The following is a 20,354-nucleotide window of genomic DNA, read 5'->3' as shown; positions in this document are numbered from 1 at the left end:
GTTCAAGGCGTTTTTCGCTAGGCGATCAGCGATCGTTCGCCAGGTCGGGAGCGCGAACCCTTGACGGCAAACGGGCAAGGGTCCACACTCTCAGCAGTCAATAGTCCACACAAACGGTCACGAGTGGGCTGTTGACCGGCGTCGAGGTGGCGCGGACCGCGCGTCCTCGCGGCCATCCCCACGGACAGGCTCCAGCGCATCCCTGTGAGGCGGGCCCTGACGCCGACCGCATTCGGTTCTTCGATCACCCACTGGCTTCCGCGGCGACGGCGGGGCACTCTGAAGCAGGGAACGAGGTCATGGCCAAATCAGAAGCAGGTGCTCAGGCGCCAAGAACGGCTGAGGGACAGCAGGGCGGGGCGAACCAGGTGATGGCGCGGGAGCTGGGCTGGTACGCCTCGTTCTCCGTGGCGTTCGGGTTCGTGTCGATCGCGACAGGGATCTTCACGGCCTACGGCTCGGTGCTCGCCACCTCGGGCCCGCGCGGCATCTGGGCCTGGCCGATCTCCGTGATCGGCCAGCTCTGCGTCGCCCTCGTCTTCGGAGCGCTGGCGGCGCGCATCCCGATCAGCGGCTACTCCTACCAGTGGGTGTCACGGATCGTCGGGCCCGTGTGGGGCTGGATCATGGGCTGGATCTCGTTCGCCTTCCTCGGGGTCGTCGTGGTCGCAGTGGACTACACGATCGCCTCCACGATTCTCCCCGAGCTGTTCCAGTACGTCGGCACGACACAGAACGCCTGGGTCATCACGGCCGGCGTGGTGCTGCTGCAGGCCATGCTGGTCGCCGCGTCCACGCGTATCACGCACAAGGTCAACAGCGCGGCGGTGACAGCGCAGCTCATCGGCATGATCACGCTGACGGTGCTGCTGTTCGCGGTGGGCTACTTCACCGGCAAGCTTGACTTCGCCCACTTGTTCGACACCGGGACGATCCCGGAGAGCGGCTACTACGGTCTGGGCGGCGGAACCCACGCCGGCCCCTTCGCCCTGGCGTTCCTGCTCGGCGCGTTCACCATCGTCGGATTCGAGTCCGCGGCAAACCTGGCGGAGGAGACCAAGAACCCCGCCCGCGTCATCCCCAAGGCGATGGTCCAAGCCGTCCTCTCCCTGGGCGTTCTCGGCTTCCTCTTCCTGGTCGCCGTGACCGCCGCCGTCGGCCGGATCGATGGCGCCGCCGAGTCGGCCACCCCGGTGGCCACCGTGATCACCGCCGTTCTCGGGTCCGTGGTGGGGAAGATCCTCCTGGTCCTCGTCGTGCTCTCGATCTTCTCCTGCGGGCTGGTGATCACCCTCAGCGGAACCCGCCTGGTCTACGCGATGTCCAGGGACGAGCGTTTCCCCGGATGGCGCCTGCTCAAGCGCATCCACCCCCGGACGGCGACGCCGCTGAACGCCACGGTGTTCATGATGCTCATCGCGCAGATCGTCCTCGCGGTCTTCTCCCGTTCCACCGACGCACTGTTCCAGCTGTTCTCCGCCGCCACCCTGCTGCCCGCCGTCATCTACGCCGGCACGGTCGCGATGTACGCGGCCAAGCGCTCCTCCCTGCCGCCGTCGCGCGGCTTCTCCCTGGGGCGGTGGGAAGTCCCGGTCCTGCTTCTGGCCGCGGTCTGGCTGGTGTACGAGCTGCTCATCTTCCGGGACGCTTCCTTCCGCGGCCCCTGGGTCTACGTCCTGGTGCTGTGCGGGATCGGCGCCGTCTACCTGGCGGCGCTCCTCGTCCGGCGCGGCCGCGCCGCCCTGACCATGCCGGACATGGCCGACGTCGACCGCGCCCTGGACAACGCCACCGCACCCTCCGCGGCCGACACGGAAGGGGCCCTGCGATGACCACGATCCTCGCCATCGACCAGGGCACCTCGGGCACCAAAGCCATCGTCGTCGACGCCGAGGACGGAACGGTCGCCATCGCCGAGGAGACCATCCGCCCCACCTACCTGCCCGGGGGAGGCGTCGAACAGAATCCACACGAACTGCTCGACTCCGTCCTCACCGCCGGCCGCCGGGCCATGAGTATGGCCGGCCGGCCCATCGACGGCGTGGCCCTGGCCAATCAGGGAGAGACCGTCCTGGCCTGGGACGAAGCCACGGGAACGCCGCTGTCCCCGGCGATCGTCTGGCAGGACAGCCGTGCGGAGAGCATCTGTGCAGAGCTGGCCGAGCACCGCGAGGCCATCGCGCAGCGTACCGGTCTCGTTCTCGACCCCTACTTCTCCGCACCCAAGATGGCGTGGCTGCGCCGCAACCTCACCCGTGACGGGGTGGTGACCACCACCGACACCTGGCTCGTGCACCACCTGACGGGCGAGTTCGTCACCGACGCCTCCACCGCCAGTCGTTCTCTGATCTTCGACCTGGACGGCGCGGCGTGGGACGGGCATCTCGCTGACCTGTTCTCCCTCGGCGACGAGCGGCTGCCGCGCATCGTCGGCAGCGACGAGGTGGTCGGCACCACGCGCGCCTTCGGGCAGGAGACGCCGGTGGCCGGCCTGATCGTCGACCAGCAGGCCGCTCTGGTCGCCGAGGCATGCCTGGAGCAGGGCACGGCGAAGTGCACCTATGGCACGGGCGCGTTCCTGCTGGCGAACACGGGATTGAACCCCGTGCGCTCCAGCGCGGGCCTGACGACGTCGGTGGCCTGGCAGGCCGCGGGGCAGACCCTGTATTGCGTGGACGGCCAGGTCTACACCGTGGCCTCGGCCGTGCGCTGGCTGCAGGACCTCGGTCTTCTCCAGTCCGCCACCGAACTCGACGCGCTGGTCGCGGAGGACAGCGACGGCGTCATGTGCGTCCCGGCGTTCGCCGGACTCGCCGCTCCGTGGTGGGCTTCCGAGGCCACGGCCTCCCTCACCGGCCTCACGCTGGCCACCCGTCGCGAGCACCTCATCCTGGCCGTGCTCCAGGGCATAGCCGCCCAGGTCACCGAGCTGACGGCCCTCGTCGGCCGCGACCTCGGCCAGCCCCTGAACCGGCTGCGCGCCGACGGCGGACTGACCAACTCCGCCGCCCTCATGCAGGCCCAGGCCGACATCGCCCAGCTCCCCGTCGACATCTACCCCAACGCGCACGCCACCCCCCTCGGCGCCGCCGCGCTCGCCCGCTGCGCACTCGACCCCGCCATCAGCCTCGAAGAGGCCGTCGGCGACTGGCAGCCGGCGACCGTCTACGAACCCCGCTGGTCCGAAGACCGGGCCCAGGAGTTCCGCACCACATGGGCACAGGCCGCCGAGGCGTGTGTCACCAAGGGAGACCACTCATGACCCCCACCCCCCACCGTCCTCACCCCGAGGTCTTCGACATCGTGGTGATCGGAGGAGGCATCGTCGGCTCGGCCATCGCACGCGAACTGTCCGGCTACGACGTCTCCGTGGCGCTGCTCGAAGCCCGCGACGACGTCGGAGACGGAACCAGCAAGGCCAACACCGCCATCCTGCACACGGGCTTCGACGCGAAACCGGGCACCCTGGAGTCCCGGCTCGTGGCTCGCGGCTACCACCTGCTGGGCGACTACGCCAAGGCCACCGGCATCCCCGTCGAGCACACCGGCGCCGTGCTGGTGGCCTGGAACCAGGAAGAGCTCGACGCCCTGCCTGGCCTGAAGGAAAAGGCCGAGGCCAACGGGTACGAGCACTGCCGCATCGTGGACGCGGACGCGGTGTACCGGGTCCTGCCCGATCTGGGCGAGGGCGTGCTCGGCGGCCTGACCGTTCCCGACGAGTCCATCATCTGCACCTGGACCACCAACCTCGCCCTGGCCACGGACGCCAGGCAACGCGGGACGACGATCCTGCTCGAACACGCCGTGACCGGCGTCGACGTGGGCGACGACGCGACGACGTTGCACACCGCCCAGGGCGACGTGCGAGCCCGCTGGGTCGTCAACGCGGCAGGCCTCGGCGCCGACACGATCGACCGGCTCTTCGGCCACGACCGCTTCACGGTCACCCCCCGCCGCGGCGAGCTGTTCGTGTTCGACAAACTGGCACGGCCCAAGGCCGGCAAGATCGTCCTGCCGGTGCCCTCCTCCCGCGGCAAGGGCGTGCTCATCTCCCCGACGATCTACGGCAACGTCATGCTCGGCCCCACCGCCGAGGACCTCACCGACCGCACCGACACCGCCACGTCCGAAGACGGCTACGACTTCCTCCTCAGCAAGGGTGCGCGGCTCATGCCGAGCCTGCTCACCGAGGAGGTCACCGCCAGCTATGCCGGACTGCGCGCCGCGATCGACCGCGACGACTACCTCATCGATGCCGCCCCCGAACAGCGGTACCTCCTCGTGGGCGGCATCCGCTCCACCGGCCTGACAGCGGGCATTGCCATCGCCGAGCACGTCGCCGGGCTCCTGGCGGAAGCCGGTCTCGGGCTCCGCAGCCGCAGCAACCTGCCCGCTCCGCCCCGGATGCCGAACATCGGCGAAGCCACCACGCGCCCCTACCAGGACGCCGACCTCATCGCCGAGGACACCGCCTACGGCACCGTCGTCTGCTTCTGCGAACGGGTCACCGAGGGCGAGATCCGAGACGCCTGCCACGCCCCGGTGCCCGCGCGCAGTCTGGAAGGGCTGCGCCGACGCACCCGGGCCATGAACGGCCGCTGCCAGGGCTTCTTCTGCGGCGCGGCCGTGGCGGCCCTGCGCACCCGGCACCAGACCAACGAGGGCTGCTGCAGCCAGCACAAGGACAACCGATGACCCACCAGCTGCCCCTCATCGAGCCCGATGTCCTCATCATCGGAGGTGGCCCCGCAGGGCTCACCGCAGCCGCCGAACTTGCCGACCGCGGTGCCGGGCGGGTCCTGGTCGTCGACCGGGAAAAGCAGGCCGGCGGCATTCCCCGGCACAGCGACCACACCGGATACGGCCTGCGAGACCTGCACCGTGTGATGACCGGCCCCGTCTACGCCCGCCACTTGGCCGACCGGGCCGCACGGTCCGGAGCGGAGATCCGCACCAGCACCATGGTCACCGACTGGTCCGACCAGCACACCGTTGACGTCACCAGCCCCGAGGGCCGCTACCGGATCCGTGCCCGGGCCATCGTCCTGGCGACCGGCGCCCGCGAAAGGCCCCGCACCGCACGCCGCATCCCCGGAGACCGCCCGCACGGGGTCTACACCACCGGACAACTCCAAAACCTCGTCCACCTCCACCACCAGCCCGTCGGCAAGCGGGCCGTCATCGTCGGTGGAGAACTGGTCAGTTGGTCCGCGGCCATGACCCTCCGTGAAGCCGGCTGCACCCCCGCGCTCATGATCAGCAAGTACCCGAAGGCAGAGTCCTACGGCGCCTTCAACGCTGCCGGCCGCACCATCCTCCGCGTTCCGGTCGCCGCCCGCAGCCGTGTCACCCGGGTCATGGGCAAGGGCCGCTGCGAGGCTGTCGAGATCGAGCACCTCGACACGGGCAAGCGCCGAACCGTCGAATGCGACACCGTCGTCTTCACCGGCGACTGGATCCCCGACCACGAACTCGTGCGTTCCGGGGGTATCACCCTCGACGAACGCACCCTCGGCCCTCTCACGGACACCGCGCTGCGGACCAGCCGGCCCGGAGTCTTCGCCGCCGGCAACATGCTTCATCCCGTCGACACCGCCGACGTGGCCGCCCTCGACGGTAAGCACGTTGCCCAGCAGGTCATCAACCACCTGGACGGAAGGCGCAAGCCGACCGAGGGGGTCCGCCTGATCGCCGACGCCCCGTTCCGCTGGATCGCACCGCAGATCCTCCGCCCCGGCGATCCGGCTCCGGCCCGCGACCGGCTCCTGCTCTGGACGGACGAGTTCGTCCGCTTCCCCAAGGTGACGGTTCGCCAGGACGGTCGTATCGTCGCCCGCCGGACTCTCGCCTGGCCTGCGGCCCCCGGCCGGGTCTTCCGCATCCCGTCCTCGGTCCTCGACGGGATCTCCCACACCGGAGGTCCCGTCCAGATCACCATTTAGTCCGTTGCGCTACGCGTCTGCGGTGGTGGCCAGTGGACGCTGGCCACCACCGCAGACGCGTAGCGCCTTCAGGAGCGTGCGACCTTTCCTGCGTCCTGCGGGAACGTTTCTTTTGGCCGGTTGGGGAGAGTTGCCGAGTCGGCTGGTCGGGCGTCCGGCGGTCCGAAAGTGGCGGTCAGGCAGCGGGCCGCACGGGACAGAGCGTCTCGGCGGGCCAGGCGCCGTAGGGCGGCTTCGGCCAGCAGGACGGGGAAGAGCACCGCGACCACGGGCTGCAGCGGGACCGGAGACCGTGGTCGCGTCGGCGGAGGGCGGGGTCCGCACGGCGGTCGTGACGCTGGAGGGGTGGTTAGTTGCGGTGGTGGGTGGTGTGTGAGCTGGGGTGTTGATGGTTGGAAGATGGCGAAACTCCGGGCGAGTTGTTTGGTGGTGTGGCCGGCGGGGGTTGTCAGGGTCTCCAGGATGGCCGCGCGGGTGCGGCCGAGCAGTGCTGCCAGGGTTGTCGATGCGTGTGGCCGGGCGTTTGGTGGTGCGGTGGCGAGGCTGTCGTTCTGGGAATCCCAGGCGGGCGGGTATACGAGAATGGGAGTGCTCGCGTTGTTGAGGAGTGCCCGGGGGCGGGGGCCGCAGAAGATGTGGGCGGACAGGAGGAGTCCTCGTCCCTTCAGGTGGAAGTCGACCTGGCCTTGTCCGGGTGGGGCGGGGAGTTCCAGTACGGGTTCCTGCCAGCGCATCTTCGGGTGCAGGCCGGACGGTACTGCACCGACGTCGAGGCGTGCCGACGCTAGTGTGGGGTCCCATGATCGTATGGCTCAACGGTACCCACGGCGCAGGCAAGACGACGACCAGCGCACTCGTGCAGCAACTGATCCCGGATTCACGGGTGTTCGACGCGGAGAAGGTCGGCGAGACACTCATGGACATCACGCCGGGGCTGCCCTGGACGGGCAACTTCCAGCACTGGCCGCCGTGGCGGCCGCTCGTCGTCGAGACCGCCCGCCACGTACTCGACTACACCGGCGGCACTCTGGTGATCCCCATGACCGTCCTGGTCGAGCAGTACTGGCGCGAGATCAGCACGGGCCTCGCCCAACATGCCATCCCGGTAAGGCACTTCGTCCTCCACGCTGACCAAGACACCCTCCGCGGTCGCATCGAGGGGGACACTGTTCTTGGCCCCTCCTCATTCCGGCTCGAATACCTCGAGCCCTACGCCGAGGCGGCCCGCACGTGGCTGCACAGCGAGGCCGAGGTCGTCGACACCACGCACCTCACTCCCGCCCAGGCCGCCCTGCAGATCGCAGAGGCCGTCAAGAGTTGAGGTCCGCCCGCCACGCGAAAACAGCCGCAGGTGGCAACAGAGAACGACCTTCCGGTGCCGAGCAGAGCGATCAGGCCGGCCAGAGACCCCAGGCCAGTCCGTCATCCCGGTGTCATCGGTCTCGAAAAGTCGCGTGAGCAATACCTGGCGGCACTCAGCCCTCGTCGGACCGCCACAACCAGCGGAGGGCACCGGGAGCAGGACGCCGCCGTGGTTGGGGCTGTGACCACCGTCGCCCAGGACCAGGCGGAAGTCGTGACCGGCTTCCGCGAGCACGGCCGCGACGCGCAGGTTGTCTGCAAGTCAGTTCCCCTCGGGCACGTTCCAGCGCAGGTCACGATGGCCCGCTTGGAGGAAGACGCGCGGCGGCTTGCTGGGGATGCGGGGAATGAGTTCGGGGTAGGGGTTGCCGCCGGGCATCTGCGTGAAGCCGGACAGGAACGCGGTGACCCGGCGGAACTCGTCGGGGCACAGCCATGCTGCAGTGAAGGCACGGTTGCCGCCGCAGATGCCCCATTGATCAAGTTCCATCCTGATTTCGCAGGTCACGGGGCTGGCGTGAGTCGATGGCGGGGTACTCGGGCTGGTCTGGAAAATGATCGGTAGCAGGTGATCGATTGCCACGGGCCTCGTTCCGCCGAAGTCGCCGCACGGGCAGTTGTCTCCTCGTAGGGTCCGGCGGGAAGATCCGGCCCGGGGAGGGGAAGTTCATGGTGGATGTACTGACATGGACGGTGGAACGGCGGGTCCTGCTGGCCGACCGCGCCGAGCGGCTGCGTGAGGAGCTCGCCGAGATCGATGTCGAGGTGGCCCGGCTGGAGGCCGCGGAGATGGTGTTCGGCCAGTACGCCGAGGCGACGGACGGCGGCAGGCGGGACGATCCGGTGGTGGAGCCCGATCCGGTGGAGCCGGATCCGCCGGCGACGCAAGCGTCGGGAGCCGGCGGGATGCTGCTCGTGCCGCACCGCGTCGAGGGGATGAGCGAAGAGGCGCCGCCCGCCGACTGTCAGCGGATTGTGCCGGTGGTCGCGGGTGCGTCCGACGGGCCGGTCAAGACCCGGGAGGTGTGCGGGAAGCTGGGGCTGGGCGTGCTGCCCGCGCAGACCGAGGCGATGCGGGGCAAGCCGAGGCGGCTCGCGGACCGGGGCTGGCTGCACCGCACCCCGTCGGGCCGCTACGGACCGCGCTGACACCAGCCCGGCATCCGGCCGCGGAGTGGCCGATTCCTGCCACAACACGAGGGCCCCTGGCGGGAGTTGGCGTGTTCTGTGAAGAACAACCAGCCCGCCGAGGGCTCTCAGGAGGCTGCCCACCAGGTTCGCCTTCCGGTGTCGAAGTCGACCACCGACCTCGTCGCCGACCTGATACGCAAGCAGCGCAAGAGGCTGGGTACCCGCTGGCGCAAGGTCACCCCGGGAACCCAAGCGATCACCGTGCTCGCCGTTCTCCGTCATGACCAGCGCCTTCTGGACATGGCCGGCGGCAACGACGTCTCCGCCTCGACCGTGCGCCGATGGGTGATCGAAGTGATCGGCCTGCTCTCTGCCCGCGCCCCGCGCCTGGACCGGGCCCTGAAGAAGATCGCCGACGATGGCGGGGTGGTCGTCCCGCTGGACGGCACTCTCGTGCGCACCCGCCGCCGCACCGGGACAGAGAACCGCAAGAACTACAGCGGGAAAGACAAGCCCCACGGCCTGCTGTTTCTTGCGCTCACCGACGAGAAGGGCACCTGATCTGGATCTCCGCGGCCAAGCCCGGGCGGTCCAGCGAGATCACCACCGCCCGCCACAACAAGCTCACCGAGCGTCTCCGCGAGGCCAAACTCGGGGCCCTGGCCGACTTCGGCTTCGTCGGCCTGGACGACGACCCTGACAACCCGGTGATCATCACCGGCCGCAAGGCCACCCGCAACCACCGGCTCACCGCCGCCGAGAAGGAGGCCAACCGCCTGCTCAGCCGTGAACGCGCCGCCGTCGAGCACGGCATCGCAAACCTGAAGACCCGGCGATTCCTCAGCAAGGTCCGTATGAACACCCGCCACGCGACGGTGGCCGTGCCGACGAAGGATGCCCTCGACCGCGTCGACGGGGATGCCCGGCGCCTGATGCCGATCCTGCGGGAGTCCCTGCAGAAGCTCGCCACCGAGGCGGGGCTGAACTCCTACGAGATCCCACGGGATCTGCTCGTCGAGACCGAGCCGTTCACTCAGGAGAACAGGCTGCTCTCCGGGGTGCGCAAGCCGTTGAGGCCGGCCCTGACGAAGCGGTACGGCGAGCGTCTCGAAGCGCTGTACGCCCAGCTGTCCGACCGGGAGGCCGAGGAACTCCGGATGCTGCGTCAGACCGGCACCGACCAGCCGGTACCGGCGACCGTGCTTCGGGCTGCGCAGGCGCTTCTGGGGTTGGAAGAGGGTGTCGTGGAACTTGGCACACGCTTCCTCGAACTTGGCGGTGACAGCCTCACGGCGCTGTCGTTCTCCCAGTTGCTGAAGGAGACCTTTCACGTCGACGTCCCTGTCGACGTGGTCATCAACCCGGTCAACTCGCTGCGCCAGGTGGCCGATCACATCGAGCGGGCGCTTGCGTCGGAGCACCGCCGTCCTACCGCCGACAGCATCCACGGCCCTGACGCGACACGGCTCGACGCCGCCGATCTACGGCTGGACGCGTTCCTCGACGCGCGGACCATCGCGCGGGCAGAACGGCCGGCCGGTCCGCTGCCCGAGGCCCGGACCGTCCTGCTGACCGGCGCCAACGGCTACCTGGGCCGTTTCCTGTGCCTTGAGTGGCTGGAGCGCGTGGCCGAGCGCGGCGGCACATTGGTGTGTGTGGTCCGCGGCTCCTCCGCCGAGACGGCCCGGGCACGGCTCGACGCGGCCTTCGACAGCGGCGACCCGGAACTCATGGAGCGTTACCGCAGGTCCGCCGCCCGGCATCTCCACGTGGTCGCCGGCGACATCGGGGAACCGGGGCTCGGGCTCGACGAGAAGACCTGGCAGCGACTGGCCGACACCGTGGACCTGATCGTCCACCCGGCGGCACTGGTCAACCATGTCCTGCCCTACGACCAGCTGTTCGGCCCCAACGTGCGGGGAACGGCCGAACTGATCAGGCTCGCGGTCACCTCCCGGATCAAGCAGTTCACCTACCTGTCGACGGTCGCCGTCGCCTTCGGGAACGAGGCAGCGGCCGACGAGTCGGCGGACATCCGCACCGCCTGCGGGACACGCGACCTCGAAGGTGACTACGCCGACGGCTACGCGGCCAGCAAATGGGCCGGCGAGGTGCTGCTGCGCGAGGCGTACGAAACGTTCGGTCTGCCGGTCGCCGTCTTCCGCTCGAACATGATCCTCGCGCACCCGCGCTACCGCGGCCAGCTCAACGTTCCGGACGTCTTCACCCGCCTCCTGCTGAGCCTGCTGACCACAGGCATCGCACCCGGCAGCTTCTACGCCCGGGGCACCGGCGACGGCCGCGCGCACTACGACGCGCTTCCCGTGGACTTCACCGCACGGGCCGTCACCTCGCTGGGTGACGACGCACGCGAGGGCCACCGGACCTACAACGTGGTCAACCCGCACGACGACGGCATCTCCCTCGACACATTCGTCGACTGGCTGACGGCAGCCGGACACCCACTCACACGTGTCCAGGACCACGCCGAGTGGCTCGACCGCTTCGAGACCGCCCTGCGGGCCCTGCCCGACCGCCAGAAGCAGCATTCGCTGCTCCCGCTGCTGCACGCCTTCACCGAACCGGAACAGGCACTCGCCGGATCCGCTCTGCCGGCGGACCGGTTCCGCGCGGCGGTACGGGCTGCGGCCCTCGACGAGGAAAAGGACATCCCCCGTCTGTCACCGGACTTGATCACCAAGTACGTGGCCGATCTCCGGGCGCACCGCCTGATATGACACAACCCGTGACCGCCGCGGGGCCCGCCATCGCCGGCCCTGCGGCGGCCGGGAGAGTGAGGGCAGGGCCGAGGCCCATCTGGAGTTCGCCGAGGAGTACTACGAGGCGGCACCGGCCCTGGAGGCGATCCAGCACGTGTATGACCTCAAGCCGCTGACACAGGAGATCGTTTCGGCCCTGAACCCGGCGGTCCGGCTTGAGGATCTGGCGAAGGACATCGCTCAGATCGGGTATCCGGTGCAGCGCCTGGCGGGCATCCGTCAGCCGGCGGCTGCCCGCTGTTCGGCGCGGGCTCGGGTGGTGGCGAGGCGAGAGGAGTCGGTGCCGGTCTCGATGGTGTTGCCGCCGAAGGTGAGGCGGCCGACGGGCGACGGCAGACCTGGCTGCTCTGAGCGACTCGCCGCGGCACTCGTCAGCGTTGACAACACCCTTGGACATGCGGGACTACCAGTCCAAGCCCCAGTCCCGGGAGGAACGGCGGTCGATCAGGACGAGCCGTTCGCATCGTCGCGGGCTCCGCCGCCGGGCCGGTGGGCCGCCGTGGTCAGGCGGCCGGGCGGGCGGTGTGGCTGCGGCCCGAGTCGGCTCGGCGGACGTCCCGGGCGGCCAGGGTGATCATGACGGCGGGAATGAGGACGTCGTTGGCCAGGATGCCGCCCGTGTTTCCGGCGGCGTGGTCGCCGTTGGCGAACCACTGGTAGACGTGGCCGATCGTGGCTCCCCAGAGGAACGCGGCAGCCGCCAGCCCGCTCGTGAGGCGCTCGCGGGGCGACGCGGACGCGGCGCGGAAGCCCAGCACGGCGAGGCCGAGGTTGGCGAAGGCGATCTCGAACTGGAACGGCGAGTGGGCGAAGCCGATGGTGTCGGCCATGCCCTTCGGGACCGCCAAGAACGAGATCGTGATCCACAGGCTTCCGATGCCGAGGGCGCCGACGGCCCACCAGCGCTGCCAGATCTCCGCCGCCGACCGGCCCGGGCCGCGGCGACGGCAGCTCAGCAGCGCTCCGAGAGCGGGCACCAGCATGAAGAGGAGTGGAAACGTGGTCTGAACAGCGTAAGGGAGGTTGTCCATGGCTTGAGTGTTGCATGGTTAATATTAACGATGCAAGAGTCCGGTAGGGTGGACGCATGGACGAAGGACTGGCAGAGCTCCTGTACCGCGTGGTCATGCTGATGGGCGAGGCGGCCCGGCGCCGCTCCGAACCAGCGCCTCTCCCACAGCCAACTGCGGCTGCTGGGCACCCTTGAGGAGATCCAACCCGCCACCCAGCATCAGCTCGCCGAGGCCCTGGCCCTGTCCGACCCCGCCATCAGCCGCGCCCTGCGCCCACTGGAGGCGCAGGGGTATGTGACGATCACCGTCGACCCCGCCCATCGGCGCCGACGCCTGGTCGCCCTCACCCCGATGGGCCAGGACACCTTCCTGGCCGAGGGCAAGCCCCTGGAGGAGGAACTCCGCACCGCCCTCCTGCAGGCCGGCTTCCCCTACGACCGCTACCTCGCGGACACCCACCGGCTCGCCGCGCTGCTGACCCGCGCAGCCACGGCCCGGCAACCGGACGGCACACCGGAACCGGATCGAGCGGGGCCGGCGTGAGCAAGGAGAAGTTGAATCCCAGTCACCTGCCGCTCGACCAGGAGCGGCAGGTGACTGCTCTCGGCGGCAGGAACGAGCGCCGGCCGAGCGCCTCGCTTTGCATTCAGCCTCCGGATGACGCCCGCGCCGGTGCGGCGGCGACTGAAGATGCTCACTGAACGTGATGACTGGCTGGCTTCAGCCTCGGATACGTGACACCTCAACATGCAGGCTTACCAGTCCCGAGGCCGGTGAGGCCCGCGAGTTCACGGAAACTGAAGGGCTTTTCGCGGGAACCCGAGGATGGATTGTCGTGTTCTCGTGGGTTCGGCCTTCGGGTCCAGGCGAACACGCGGGTGGGTGCCGAGCGGGCCGCCCCTGGGCTGCTACCCCGGGAACGGTGCTGACACCGTAGGAGTCATGAGAGCAGAAGGAACGACACCGGAACCGGAAACCCCTACGCAGAGTGGCCTCACGTCTCTGGGGGAGGTGGCATGCCGTTATCAGGCGAATGAGATACGGCCGGAGGACCTGCCGATGATCGCGGCTGAGGCACTCGCGGCCGGGCTGGACACCCCGACGCTGTGCGAACTCGCCGGCTGGCCTCGCAACGCGGATGCCCGCGATATTCGCGACGCGTTCGAGCAAGCACTTTCCGAGTCAGGAATTGGGTTGCCGGATCGGGGCCTGGCACGGCGCCACGCTCTGCGCCGGATGGCGGCGAGACTCATCGATGGAGAAATTACTCCCGCCGACCTGGCAACGGACGACTGGTGGGAGACGGAGGTCGAGACCGCGGCGGAGCAATCGCTCGTGGCGCTGATCCCGCAATGCGAATGCTGCATTGAGTACACGTTGGGGCTTGACCAGCAGACGTGGGCGGCCCAGCTGCTGATCGCTGCCCTCGCCCTGACATCGTCTGCGCCGATCGGCCCCGGATGCTGACTCTGCCCGGCGTGCTCACCCTCGGCAAAGGCGTGTACCGGTCAAGCAGACTTCACCGAAGTGGTTGTTCAGCGGCCTGGTCCAGTAGCGCCCGTGCGGAGTTCGTGTACCGGATCGCGGTCTTCTCGTCCAGGCCGAAGACCTCGGCGAGGTGGAGGGCGTCAGGGCCATGGGAGAGGGCTTCTTCGAGCTGCCGATCGACGCGGAGCTGTTCCAGGGTGGCGGCCTGACCGCGGAGCGGTGCGGTCAGGGAGACCGCGCTGACCGGGCCGGTGCCCAAGGCAGTGAGCCTTTTCCAACATGGCTGGGGGTCGCTGGGGTTGGCGTGGCAGAACGACGAAGCTCCTGGTAGATGGGTTGTCGACCAAGATCAACCTTCGCTGCCAGGAGCTTCGCGTGCTTGTCTACCCGTCCGGACTGGACCTGTCCACTTCCGCACTGCGGCTGCTGCGGCGGGAGCTGGCCGCTTGGCGGAGACGGATCGGCACCCGCTGGCGTCGACTCACTTGCGGCCGGCAGGCGTTGATGACCCTGGCCCACCTGCGCTGCGGTCACACCTTCGCTGAACTCGCGGCCGGGTTCGGCGTCGGCCTGGCCACCGCCCACCGCTACGTCACCGAGGCCGTGGACGTCCTGGCCGTCCTCGCCCCCACCCTCCAGCAGGCCATGGCGGTTGCCGCACGCAAGGCGTTCGTGATCCTGGACGGAACCCTGCTGCCCATCGACCGCATCGCGGCCGACCGCCCCTTCTACTCCGGCAAACACCGCAAGCACGGCATGAACGTCCAAGTCCTCACCGACCTGTTCGGGAAGCTCATCTGGGCTTCGCCGGCCCTGGCGGGCGCGGTCCACGACATCAGGGCAGCCCGCTCCCACGGCCTGCTCGACGCCCTCAACACCGGCGGCGTCCGGTGCTGGGCCGACAAGGCGTACCAGGGCTCCGGCCCCGCCGTCCGCGTCCCCTTCCGCGGCCGCTGGAACAAGCTCTCCGCCGGGAAGAAGGCCGTCAACCGCGCCCACGCGAAGATCCGCGCACTCGGCGAACAGGCCATGGCCACCCTCAAGTCCTGGCGCCTGCTGCGGAAGCTCCGCTGCAGCACCACCCGCATCACCGACCTCGTCAAGGCCGTCCTCACCCTGGAGCTGACCGCCTCAACCTGAGGAGGAAGCCTCACTGCCTCCTATACTCCTGGCGTGTTTGATACGTCGCACCTCTTCCACGTTTCGTCCGTGCTCAATCGGCAGTCGATCGCACAGCATGGCCTGGATTGGACCCGGATGGGCGCCGCACTGGGAATCGCCGGCAGCCGCCGCCCTGAGGTGGAGGGGATCTTCGTCTGTCAGGGCGAGGAGACAGCAGAGTTCTTCCTCCAGATCAACAACACCGGTGGGCCGGTTGATCTCTGGTCCGTGGACGGCATCGATGAGGGGTTGCTCCTCGACAACGGCAACGGATTCGTCTACCTGCCCGGCCGCATACCAGCCGCGCAAGTCCGCCTCGTGCGATCAGACGTTCCTCCGCAGCTTGGTTTTTGACTTCGCGCAGCGGTACGGCTGGGGGCAGGCCCACCCGGAATCTGGCTGCGAACTCGGCGAAGGTGTGGTTGCAGCGCAGGTGGGCCGGGATCGTCAGCGCCTGGCGGCTGTAGTTCAGCCGCCGCCGGATGCCGACCTGTCGTCGCCGAGCGGCCAACCCCGCAGCAGCAGCCGCAGTGCGGAAGTGGACAGATACAGCCCGGATGGGTGGGCAATGACTCGGGGCTCTAGGCGGAGAAGGTTGCTGTTAGTCGACAACCCATCTACCTGGGGCTTCGTTGTCCCGTCACCGCAACCCCTCGATCTCACAGCCAGGTTGGAAGGGGCTCAGTGAAGTAATGGGAGAGAAGGTCCAGCGGCGTCGGGTGAGCTGATTCATGCCGCGATCCATACCCGTATCCAACCACCGACCGCCGGCGGCGGGTCGATCTACCCAGCCGTATACCAATAGACCTTCCGACACGCCCACCGATGCGCCGACCCTCCGACAGCCCCACGCCACGACGCATCGGTCCCTGCTCGGTTCTGCGCCATCACTGGCCTGCCCGAGGGCAAAGGCACCGGGGCCGCTCTGGTGGCGATCGTGACGCGGATACTGAACGAGAACCAGCAGAACGACAAGGGCCGCGCCCCGATCTTGGCATCCACCCATCTTGCGGCCGCCGTCGTCGGATTGCGCGAGCGCGGCGTGAGGGGGTGCGCCGACGATCTGACCGAGGCCCGCACCGCGCTGGAGGGCCTGACGGTCAAGCTCCTGCAGAGTAGGCCGTCGGCGCCAATACCGAGTCGGTTTCCACGCGGGCGCTGCCCGGAGGAACACCACGTCGGTGCCCCTGCGGGCAGGCCTTCGGGCAGCCCGCCCCGGGGACAATGGCGCCTTCCCCCTTTGAGATCTGCAAGGAGTGCAAGGTGACCGACCCCGATACCCCCGACTTCTCCGGCCTGGAGGGTGGCGAGGAAGCACAGGCCGCGGGCATCGTCCGGGATGTGGTGCTCTGGTGCGGCACCCAGATCGCCGCGGAGCACAGAGCCCCGGTTCCCGATGAGGAGCGGCTCGAGGAGCTGAAGGCAGGCAGGCCGCGCTCGCCGACCAGACCCAACTGGCGACCGCCGACGCGCAGGAGGCGGCCCGGCTGAAGGAGCTCAACGAGTCGTAGCCCGATGCCCCGCGCAGTACGGGCAGGGGCCAGACATACGGGTGCGGCCGGTCGAGCCGGATCGTTGGCACCCGCGCTGGCATCAGGGGACGGGCGAGCGCGACGATGTCGTCCAGCTCGTCCCGGTGCTGCGGCAGCGCCTTGCGCAGCGCCTGGTGGAGCTGGAGGAAGGCAGTGGCCTCCTGTTCGGTGTACGGCCGTAGCTGTTCCGCTGTCAGTGCCCACGAGGCCCGTCCTGCTGCGCCCGCCTCGTGGCGCAGCAGTGCCTGCCCGTCGCGGCGGATCACCGTCACGGCCGCGATCGACGGATGCTGTTCGGCGGCGGTGACGACGTCGGTCAGAGCCTGGAAGCATGTGCCGTGCCCGGCGCGGGTGGTGAACCGGGGATAGCCGCCGATCTGCAGGGCGCGCGCATACCGCAGTGCCGTCGCCAGCTGGCTGTCCGCCTCGCGGACGGCCAGGACGACGAGTTCGACCGGGAAGCTGTCGGCCGCGAACGGCAGGGCGCTGGACAGGAACTCTTCCACGCTGCCCAGCTCGCCCTCGATTAGTACGTCGCCGCGACGGTGGCGTACGTACTCCTCGGCCTGGGTGAACCAGGCCCGGTAGTCGGTCCGGATCGCTGCCCGGCGTTGCGGGGGCCTTCTTTCAGCAGCCGCAGGTAGTCCGGATGCGAGGCCTTGAAGTCGTCACCGACCAGATGGGTTGTCCCCGGGCTGCATGGCCCGGCGGACCATCCTGGCCGCCAGGAGGTTTCCGGCCCCGGCTCGTCGAAGACCCACCGGTGCTCAATGGCCGAGAGCTGGTGATAGCGGACTCCGGGTGCTCGCCGACGGGGCTGGGCGATACGGCGGACCGGCTCGGCGAACGCCGCGGCCCGGCCTACGTCACGGTGAACGGCCAGCCGCTCGTCCTCGGGCAGATCGCGATGCACCCGCACCTCGGCGTGCGCCAGCTCACGGTGGAAGACGCCCGTCTCCTGGGCGCTCCAGGGCCGGTGCTGTTCCAGGACCACGGCTTTGTCGGCGGCGGTCCGGCGCCTCCAGGTGCCGTCGACGAGTTCGTTGTCGTACAGCACGGTTGCGTCGCGCCGGACGACGGTGATCCGGTCGGCCAGCTGCTCGGCCTCGATGACCGCCAGCGTCTTCGGAAGTTGCGTCACGAACGTGTCGAGGTTGTCCCATGCCAAATACCGTGCGCCCCCGCCGCTGGCCGCCCCGGTCAGCAGACGGTCCAGGATCCCGGGCTGGCTCCACGCTTCAGCGGTCGCGACCACGACAATCTCGATGCGGTGCCCGGAGCTCCGGTATGCGACGGACAAGGTGCGGAACTCCGCAGGGTCGGCCAGGGCGGATTCGACGACCGCGTCGAAACGGCACGCGCGAACGCGCTCCTCAACCCGGGCCTGCCACCGGCTCGTGTCCGGTCTCACCTTGATACCGGCGGTGCGGATATCGGCGGCCAGGAACGCGGCGTACTTTCGGTGGGCGGTCTTGTCGAGGTCGCGGCAGACCCTCACGGCCCCGCCCCGGTGGCCGAGGGCCGCTTGGACCAGGTCCGCAACTTCCGTCTTCCCGGCCCCGGGCTGGCCGGCGACGAAGACGACGATCGGCTGTGACTGCGCTGTGGCCGTGCTCGTCGCTGCCGGAATGATCAGGCGGTGCAGCGCATCCTGATGTTCCTCCTCGCTCAGCACCGCCAAGGCGACACTCTTCATCAACTCATCCTCCACGTACGGATGGTCACTCCCGGCGCGCTTTGCCGACACCAAGCTACTAGATCTTCGAACGGGTTAAATTTTTGAGTAAAATACGAGGGTAAAATCTGCTACTGTTCAGGCTGGAGGTAGACCCATGGCATCCGAGGAAGAACTGTTCGCGAACATCGACGCACTACTGGAGGAGGAGCCGCAGCTCCCGCCCCCGGCCGAGCGTGCCCGGCTGCGTGAGGCCGCCGGTATCACCCAGGCCCGTCTCGCTCAGGCCCTGAAGTCGACCGTGCAGACGGTGAAGAACTACGAGAACGGCCGCTCCGAGCCGAAGTCGCCGCGCCTGGAGGCCTACCAGCGGCTCCTCAAGGGCTGGGCAGCGAAGTACCCCGCCCACGCAGCTCCCGCCGTCCCGGCCCCGGTGGCCGCGCCGCAGCCGGAGGTGCCGGAGGCGTTCACCGGCCCGGCCGCGCCCGCGGCCGCCAAGACGCAGACCGCCGCACCGGTTCAGGCCCCGGCCGCCCAGGCCGCTCCCGAGCGTCCGGCGACGTCGCGCCGCCCGGTGGCGAAGAAGGCGGTGAAGCCCGCGACCGACCCGCGGTTCCCGCACGGCCCGCTCGCGGTGCTGGACGGCGACGGCTCCGCGTACGGCATCGACGGCATCGTGCTCGACTGCCCCGCGACCACCGTGCCGGAGCTGGTGGAGTGGACCCTCAAGGAGTCCGGCCTCGGCGCCGCGAAGCTCAACCGCTACGGCAAGGACAGCGACCCACTGATCGTGCTCACCGCCACGGCCGCCGTGAAGCTCGGACTGCCCGAGCGCCTGGAGGGCCACGAGCAGCGCCGCACACTGCGCCTCCCGGAGGACCACCCGGTGGTCAAGCAGGTGGCGAAGGCGAAGTGGCAGCTCACGCAGCGCGGGTTCGGCCCGTGGGCGCGCATCTACCGCAAGGCCCAGGGTCGCGAGCGGCAGTGCGTGCAGCTGGCGATCCTGTCCTGGGATGCCCTCGATGAGCGGTCCTGGCCCGGCGTCTCCGAGATGGAGCCGGCCGACGTCGCCCGAGTCCTCGGCGTCTACGCGACCCGGGTCATCACCCCGCGCGGCTCCACAGCCGTCTCCGGCCTGGAGCTCATGACGGCGCTGCGTCCGCCGACGAAGGCCGTGCAGGACCCGGCAACCGGGAACTGGGTGTCCGGCTACAACGCGGGCTCGCTGGGGACGGAGCCGATGGACCCGGCGCCGCCGGAGGCCACCCCGGAGCACCCCGTCGTCGTGAACTCCGGCTGGAAGGGCGGGTTCCTCAATGAGGAGGCGTACCAGTGGGTGCGGTCGGTGGACTCGCTCAGCGATGAGGAGTGCACGCTGCCCTTCGCGGTCGGCCTGGACCTCAACACCGCGTTTCTCGCCGCCGCCGCGCGGCTCACGGTGGGCCTGTCCGCCCCCGATCACTTCCACGGCCCGAAGTTCAGCCCGAAGATCCCCGGGAGCTGGCTGGTCGACCTGTCCCACATCGAGCTGGACCCGCGCCTGCCCTCACCGTTCACTCCGGACGGCACCCGCCCGACCGGCCCGGCCTGGTACCAGACGCACACCGTCGCCTACGCCCAGGAGCTCGGCTACGACGTGCACCCGATCGAGGCGTACCTGCGCCGCGAGACCGGCGCGTACCTGGACCCGTGGCACGACCGGCTCAAGAACGCCTACGTCGACACCCTCGCCGACCTCGGCGTCACCCGGGACCTGGACGACCGCCAGTTCCTCGCCGCGATGGAGCAGCACAAGCAGGCCGACCCGGCCCTGGCCGCCGTGCTGACAGCCATCAAAGCCACGGTGAAGGGAGGCGTCGGCAAGCTCCGCGAGCGCCCGCAGGGACGGCAGTACAAGGAGGGCGAGACGTGGCCGGCCCTTCAGCGGCCGACCTGGCGCCCGGACATCCGCGCCGCCGTCATCAGCAAGGCCCGGGTCAACATGCACCGCAAGCTCAACAACATGGCGAAAATGACGGGCCTGTTCCCGCTCGCCGTGCTGTCCGACTGCGTCGTCTACCCCTCGCCGGGGGAGAGCCCGCTCGACTTCCTGCCGTACGCCGCGTCCGGTAAGCCGCAGCCCGGTGGGTTCCGCCTTGGGCCCACGCCCGGCCTGGCGAAGTTGGAGGGCGTCCAGTCGATGCTGTGGGCGGTCGACCTGATGGAGAAGGGCTTCAACCCGGCCCGCCACATCAAGGGCGGCGACGCCGTCCTGGACGAAGGGGAGTAAC

18 protein-coding genes and 2 pseudogenes are annotated in these 20,354 nt (G+C 69.3%); 14 read left to right on the top strand and 6 right to left on the bottom strand.

Features of this window, described 5'->3' with window-relative positions; all coding sequences use genetic code 11:
- Positions 1-299: 299 nt before the first annotated feature.
- From ACIOMQ_RS40075 to ACIOMQ_RS40055, 5 genes are all read left to right on the top strand, one after another.
- On the top strand, positions 300-1,832 hold the full coding sequence (locus tag ACIOMQ_RS40075) for an APC family permease (protein WP_401941706.1): 1,533 nt from the start codon (positions 300-302) through the stop codon (positions 1,830-1,832).
- Positions 1,829-3,262, top strand: coding sequence for an FGGY family carbohydrate kinase (locus ACIOMQ_RS40070; RefSeq protein WP_402192647.1), 1,434 nt, complete (start codon positions 1,829-1,831; stop codon positions 3,260-3,262). Before ACIOMQ_RS40075 ends, ACIOMQ_RS40070 begins: the two co-directional genes overlap by 4 nt.
- Positions 3,259-4,695: an NAD(P)/FAD-dependent oxidoreductase gene (locus ACIOMQ_RS40065; protein WP_402192645.1), complete on the top strand. Its 1,437-nt coding sequence runs from the start codon at positions 3,259-3,261 to the stop codon at positions 4,693-4,695. The genes ACIOMQ_RS40070 and ACIOMQ_RS40065 overlap by 4 nt, the downstream gene beginning before the upstream one ends.
- Entirely contained in the window at positions 4,692-5,942 is a 1,251-nt protein-coding gene (locus tag ACIOMQ_RS40060; RefSeq protein ID WP_402192642.1) for an NAD(P)/FAD-dependent oxidoreductase, read from the top strand. Before ACIOMQ_RS40065 ends, ACIOMQ_RS40060 begins: the two co-directional genes overlap by 4 nt.
- 799 nt (positions 5,943-6,741) lie before the next feature.
- The gene (locus tag ACIOMQ_RS40055) at positions 6,742-7,263 is read left to right on the top strand and encodes an ATP-binding protein (RefSeq protein WP_401271074.1); all 522 of its coding nucleotides are present in this window, start codon (positions 6,742-6,744) and stop codon (positions 7,261-7,263) included.
- Positions 7,264-7,566: 303 nt separating this feature from the next.
- On the opposite strand, the gene ACIOMQ_RS40050 is transcribed toward ACIOMQ_RS40055, so the two are convergent.
- The gene (locus tag ACIOMQ_RS40050) at positions 7,567-7,887 is read right to left on the bottom strand and encodes a hypothetical protein (RefSeq protein WP_401271069.1); all 321 of its coding nucleotides are present in this window, start codon (positions 7,885-7,887) and stop codon (positions 7,567-7,569) included.
- A gap of 86 nt (positions 7,888-7,973) precedes the next feature.
- On the opposite strand from ACIOMQ_RS40050, the gene ACIOMQ_RS40045 reads away from it, so the two are divergent.
- From ACIOMQ_RS40045 to ACIOMQ_RS40035, 3 genes are all read left to right on the top strand, one after another.
- A complete protein-coding gene (locus ACIOMQ_RS40045; RefSeq protein ID WP_401271066.1) occupies positions 7,974-8,453 on the top strand; it encodes a hypothetical protein in 480 nt (159 codons plus the stop codon).
- A 78-nt stretch (positions 8,454-8,531) separates the two neighbouring features.
- Positions 8,532-8,996 (top strand): hypothetical protein, encoded by a 465-nt coding sequence (locus ACIOMQ_RS40040; protein ID WP_401271064.1) that lies wholly within the window; start codon positions 8,532-8,534, stop codon positions 8,994-8,996.
- Positions 8,993-11,173, top strand: coding sequence for a thioester reductase domain-containing protein (locus tag ACIOMQ_RS40035; RefSeq protein ID WP_402192660.1), 2,181 nt, complete (start codon positions 8,993-8,995; stop codon positions 11,171-11,173). Before ACIOMQ_RS40040 ends, ACIOMQ_RS40035 begins: the two co-directional genes overlap by 4 nt.
- 261 nt (positions 11,174-11,434) lie before the next feature.
- Here ACIOMQ_RS40035 and ACIOMQ_RS40030 read toward each other — a convergent pair.
- Together ACIOMQ_RS40030 and ACIOMQ_RS40025 are read right to left on the bottom strand one after the other, a co-directional pair.
- A pseudogene (locus tag ACIOMQ_RS40030) lies at positions 11,435-11,539 on the bottom strand (AAA family ATPase); the annotation flags it as partial.
- A 179-nt stretch (positions 11,540-11,718) separates the two neighbouring features.
- Positions 11,719-12,246 carry a DUF6790 family protein gene (locus ACIOMQ_RS40025; RefSeq protein WP_362210273.1) on the bottom strand — a complete coding sequence of 176 codons (528 nt, stop codon included), beginning with the start codon at positions 12,244-12,246 and terminating at the stop codon, positions 11,719-11,721.
- 153 nt (positions 12,247-12,399) lie between these two features.
- Between ACIOMQ_RS40025 and ACIOMQ_RS40020 the strand changes: the two genes are divergently transcribed.
- Positions 12,400-12,771 carry a MarR family transcriptional regulator gene (locus tag ACIOMQ_RS40020; RefSeq protein WP_362210353.1) on the top strand — a complete coding sequence of 124 codons (372 nt, stop codon included), beginning with the start codon at positions 12,400-12,402 and terminating at the stop codon, positions 12,769-12,771.
- Between the two features lie 516 nt (positions 12,772-13,287).
- Complete coding sequence (locus tag ACIOMQ_RS40015; protein WP_401271061.1) at positions 13,288-13,695, top strand: hypothetical protein; 408 nt, start codon at positions 13,288-13,290, stop codon at positions 13,693-13,695.
- 52 nt (positions 13,696-13,747) lie between these two features.
- Here ACIOMQ_RS40015 and ACIOMQ_RS40010 read toward each other — a convergent pair whose 3' ends face one another.
- Positions 13,748-13,975: a hypothetical protein gene (locus ACIOMQ_RS40010; protein ID WP_401271058.1), complete on the bottom strand. Its 228-nt coding sequence runs from the start codon at positions 13,973-13,975 to the stop codon at positions 13,748-13,750.
- Between the two features lie 116 nt (positions 13,976-14,091).
- On the opposite strand from ACIOMQ_RS40010, the gene ACIOMQ_RS40005 reads away from it, so the two are divergent.
- The 3 genes from ACIOMQ_RS40005 to ACIOMQ_RS39995 all read left to right on the top strand — a co-directional run bounded on the left by ACIOMQ_RS40005 (position 14,092) and on the right by ACIOMQ_RS39995 (position 16,368).
- Positions 14,092-14,856 carry a transposase family protein gene (locus ACIOMQ_RS40005; RefSeq protein ID WP_401271056.1) on the top strand — a complete coding sequence of 255 codons (765 nt, stop codon included), beginning with the start codon at positions 14,092-14,094 and terminating at the stop codon, positions 14,854-14,856.
- 33 nt (positions 14,857-14,889) lie between these two features.
- Positions 14,890-15,231: a hypothetical protein gene (locus tag ACIOMQ_RS40000; protein ID WP_362210261.1), complete on the top strand. Its 342-nt coding sequence runs from the start codon at positions 14,890-14,892 to the stop codon at positions 15,229-15,231.
- 909 nt (positions 15,232-16,140) lie between these two features.
- Positions 16,141-16,368, top strand: a complete 228-nt coding sequence (locus ACIOMQ_RS39995) for a hypothetical protein (RefSeq protein WP_402192638.1) — start codon at positions 16,141-16,143, stop codon at positions 16,366-16,368.
- Between the two features lie 337 nt (positions 16,369-16,705).
- Here ACIOMQ_RS39995 and ACIOMQ_RS39990 read toward each other — a convergent pair.
- A pseudogene (locus ACIOMQ_RS39990) lies at positions 16,706-17,008 on the bottom strand (zeta toxin family protein); the annotation flags it as partial.
- Positions 16,936-18,105: a zeta toxin family protein gene (locus tag ACIOMQ_RS39985; RefSeq protein ID WP_402192636.1), complete on the bottom strand. Its 1,170-nt coding sequence runs from the start codon at positions 18,103-18,105 to the stop codon at positions 16,936-16,938. The pseudogene ACIOMQ_RS39990 and the gene ACIOMQ_RS39985, both read right to left, overlap by 73 nt.
- Before the next feature lie 136 nt (positions 18,106-18,241).
- On the opposite strand from ACIOMQ_RS39985, the gene tap reads away from it, so the two are divergent.
- The gene (tap, locus tag ACIOMQ_RS39980; protein ID WP_401271048.1) at positions 18,242-20,353 is read left to right on the top strand and encodes a telomere-associated protein Tap; all 2,112 of its coding nucleotides are present in this window, start codon (positions 18,242-18,244) and stop codon (positions 20,351-20,353) included.
- Position 20,354 lies beyond the last annotated feature (1 nt).

This window comes from Streptomyces sp. NPDC087845 (genome assembly GCF_044742755.1).
Classification (GTDB): Bacteria; Actinomycetota; Actinomycetes; order Streptomycetales; family Streptomycetaceae; genus Streptomyces.
The sequence above is the reverse complement of the archived record's forward strand: the minus strand, read 5'-3'. Positions and strand labels throughout refer to the sequence as shown.

Excerpts from the sequence above, each read along its gene's own strand:
- ACIOMQ_RS39985 (WP_402192636.1), bottom strand. The coding sequence starts at position 18,105 with ATGAAGAGTGTCGCCTTGGCGGTGCTGAGCGAGGAGGAACATCAGGAT.
- ACIOMQ_RS40075 (WP_401941706.1), top strand. The coding sequence starts at position 300 with ATGGCCAAATCAGAAGCAGGTGCTCAGGCGCCAAGAACGGCTGAGGGA.
- ACIOMQ_RS40015 (WP_401271061.1), top strand. The coding sequence starts at position 13,288 with ATGATCGCGGCTGAGGCACTCGCGGCCGGGCTGGACACCCCGACGCTG.
- ACIOMQ_RS40025 (WP_362210273.1), bottom strand. The coding sequence starts at position 12,246 with ATGGACAACCTCCCTTACGCTGTTCAGACCACGTTTCCACTCCTCTTC.
- ACIOMQ_RS40065 (WP_402192645.1), top strand. The coding sequence starts at position 3,259 with ATGACCCCCACCCCCCACCGTCCTCACCCCGAGGTCTTCGACATCGTG.
- ACIOMQ_RS40060 (WP_402192642.1), top strand. The coding sequence starts at position 4,692 with ATGACCCACCAGCTGCCCCTCATCGAGCCCGATGTCCTCATCATCGGA.
- ACIOMQ_RS40055 (WP_401271074.1), top strand. The coding sequence starts at position 6,742 with ATGATCGTATGGCTCAACGGTACCCACGGCGCAGGCAAGACGACGACC.
- tap (WP_401271048.1), top strand. The coding sequence starts at position 18,242 with ATGGCATCCGAGGAAGAACTGTTCGCGAACATCGACGCACTACTGGAG.
- ACIOMQ_RS40045 (WP_401271066.1), top strand. The coding sequence starts at position 7,974 with ATGGTGGATGTACTGACATGGACGGTGGAACGGCGGGTCCTGCTGGCC.
- ACIOMQ_RS40070 (WP_402192647.1), top strand. The coding sequence starts at position 1,829 with ATGACCACGATCCTCGCCATCGACCAGGGCACCTCGGGCACCAAAGCC.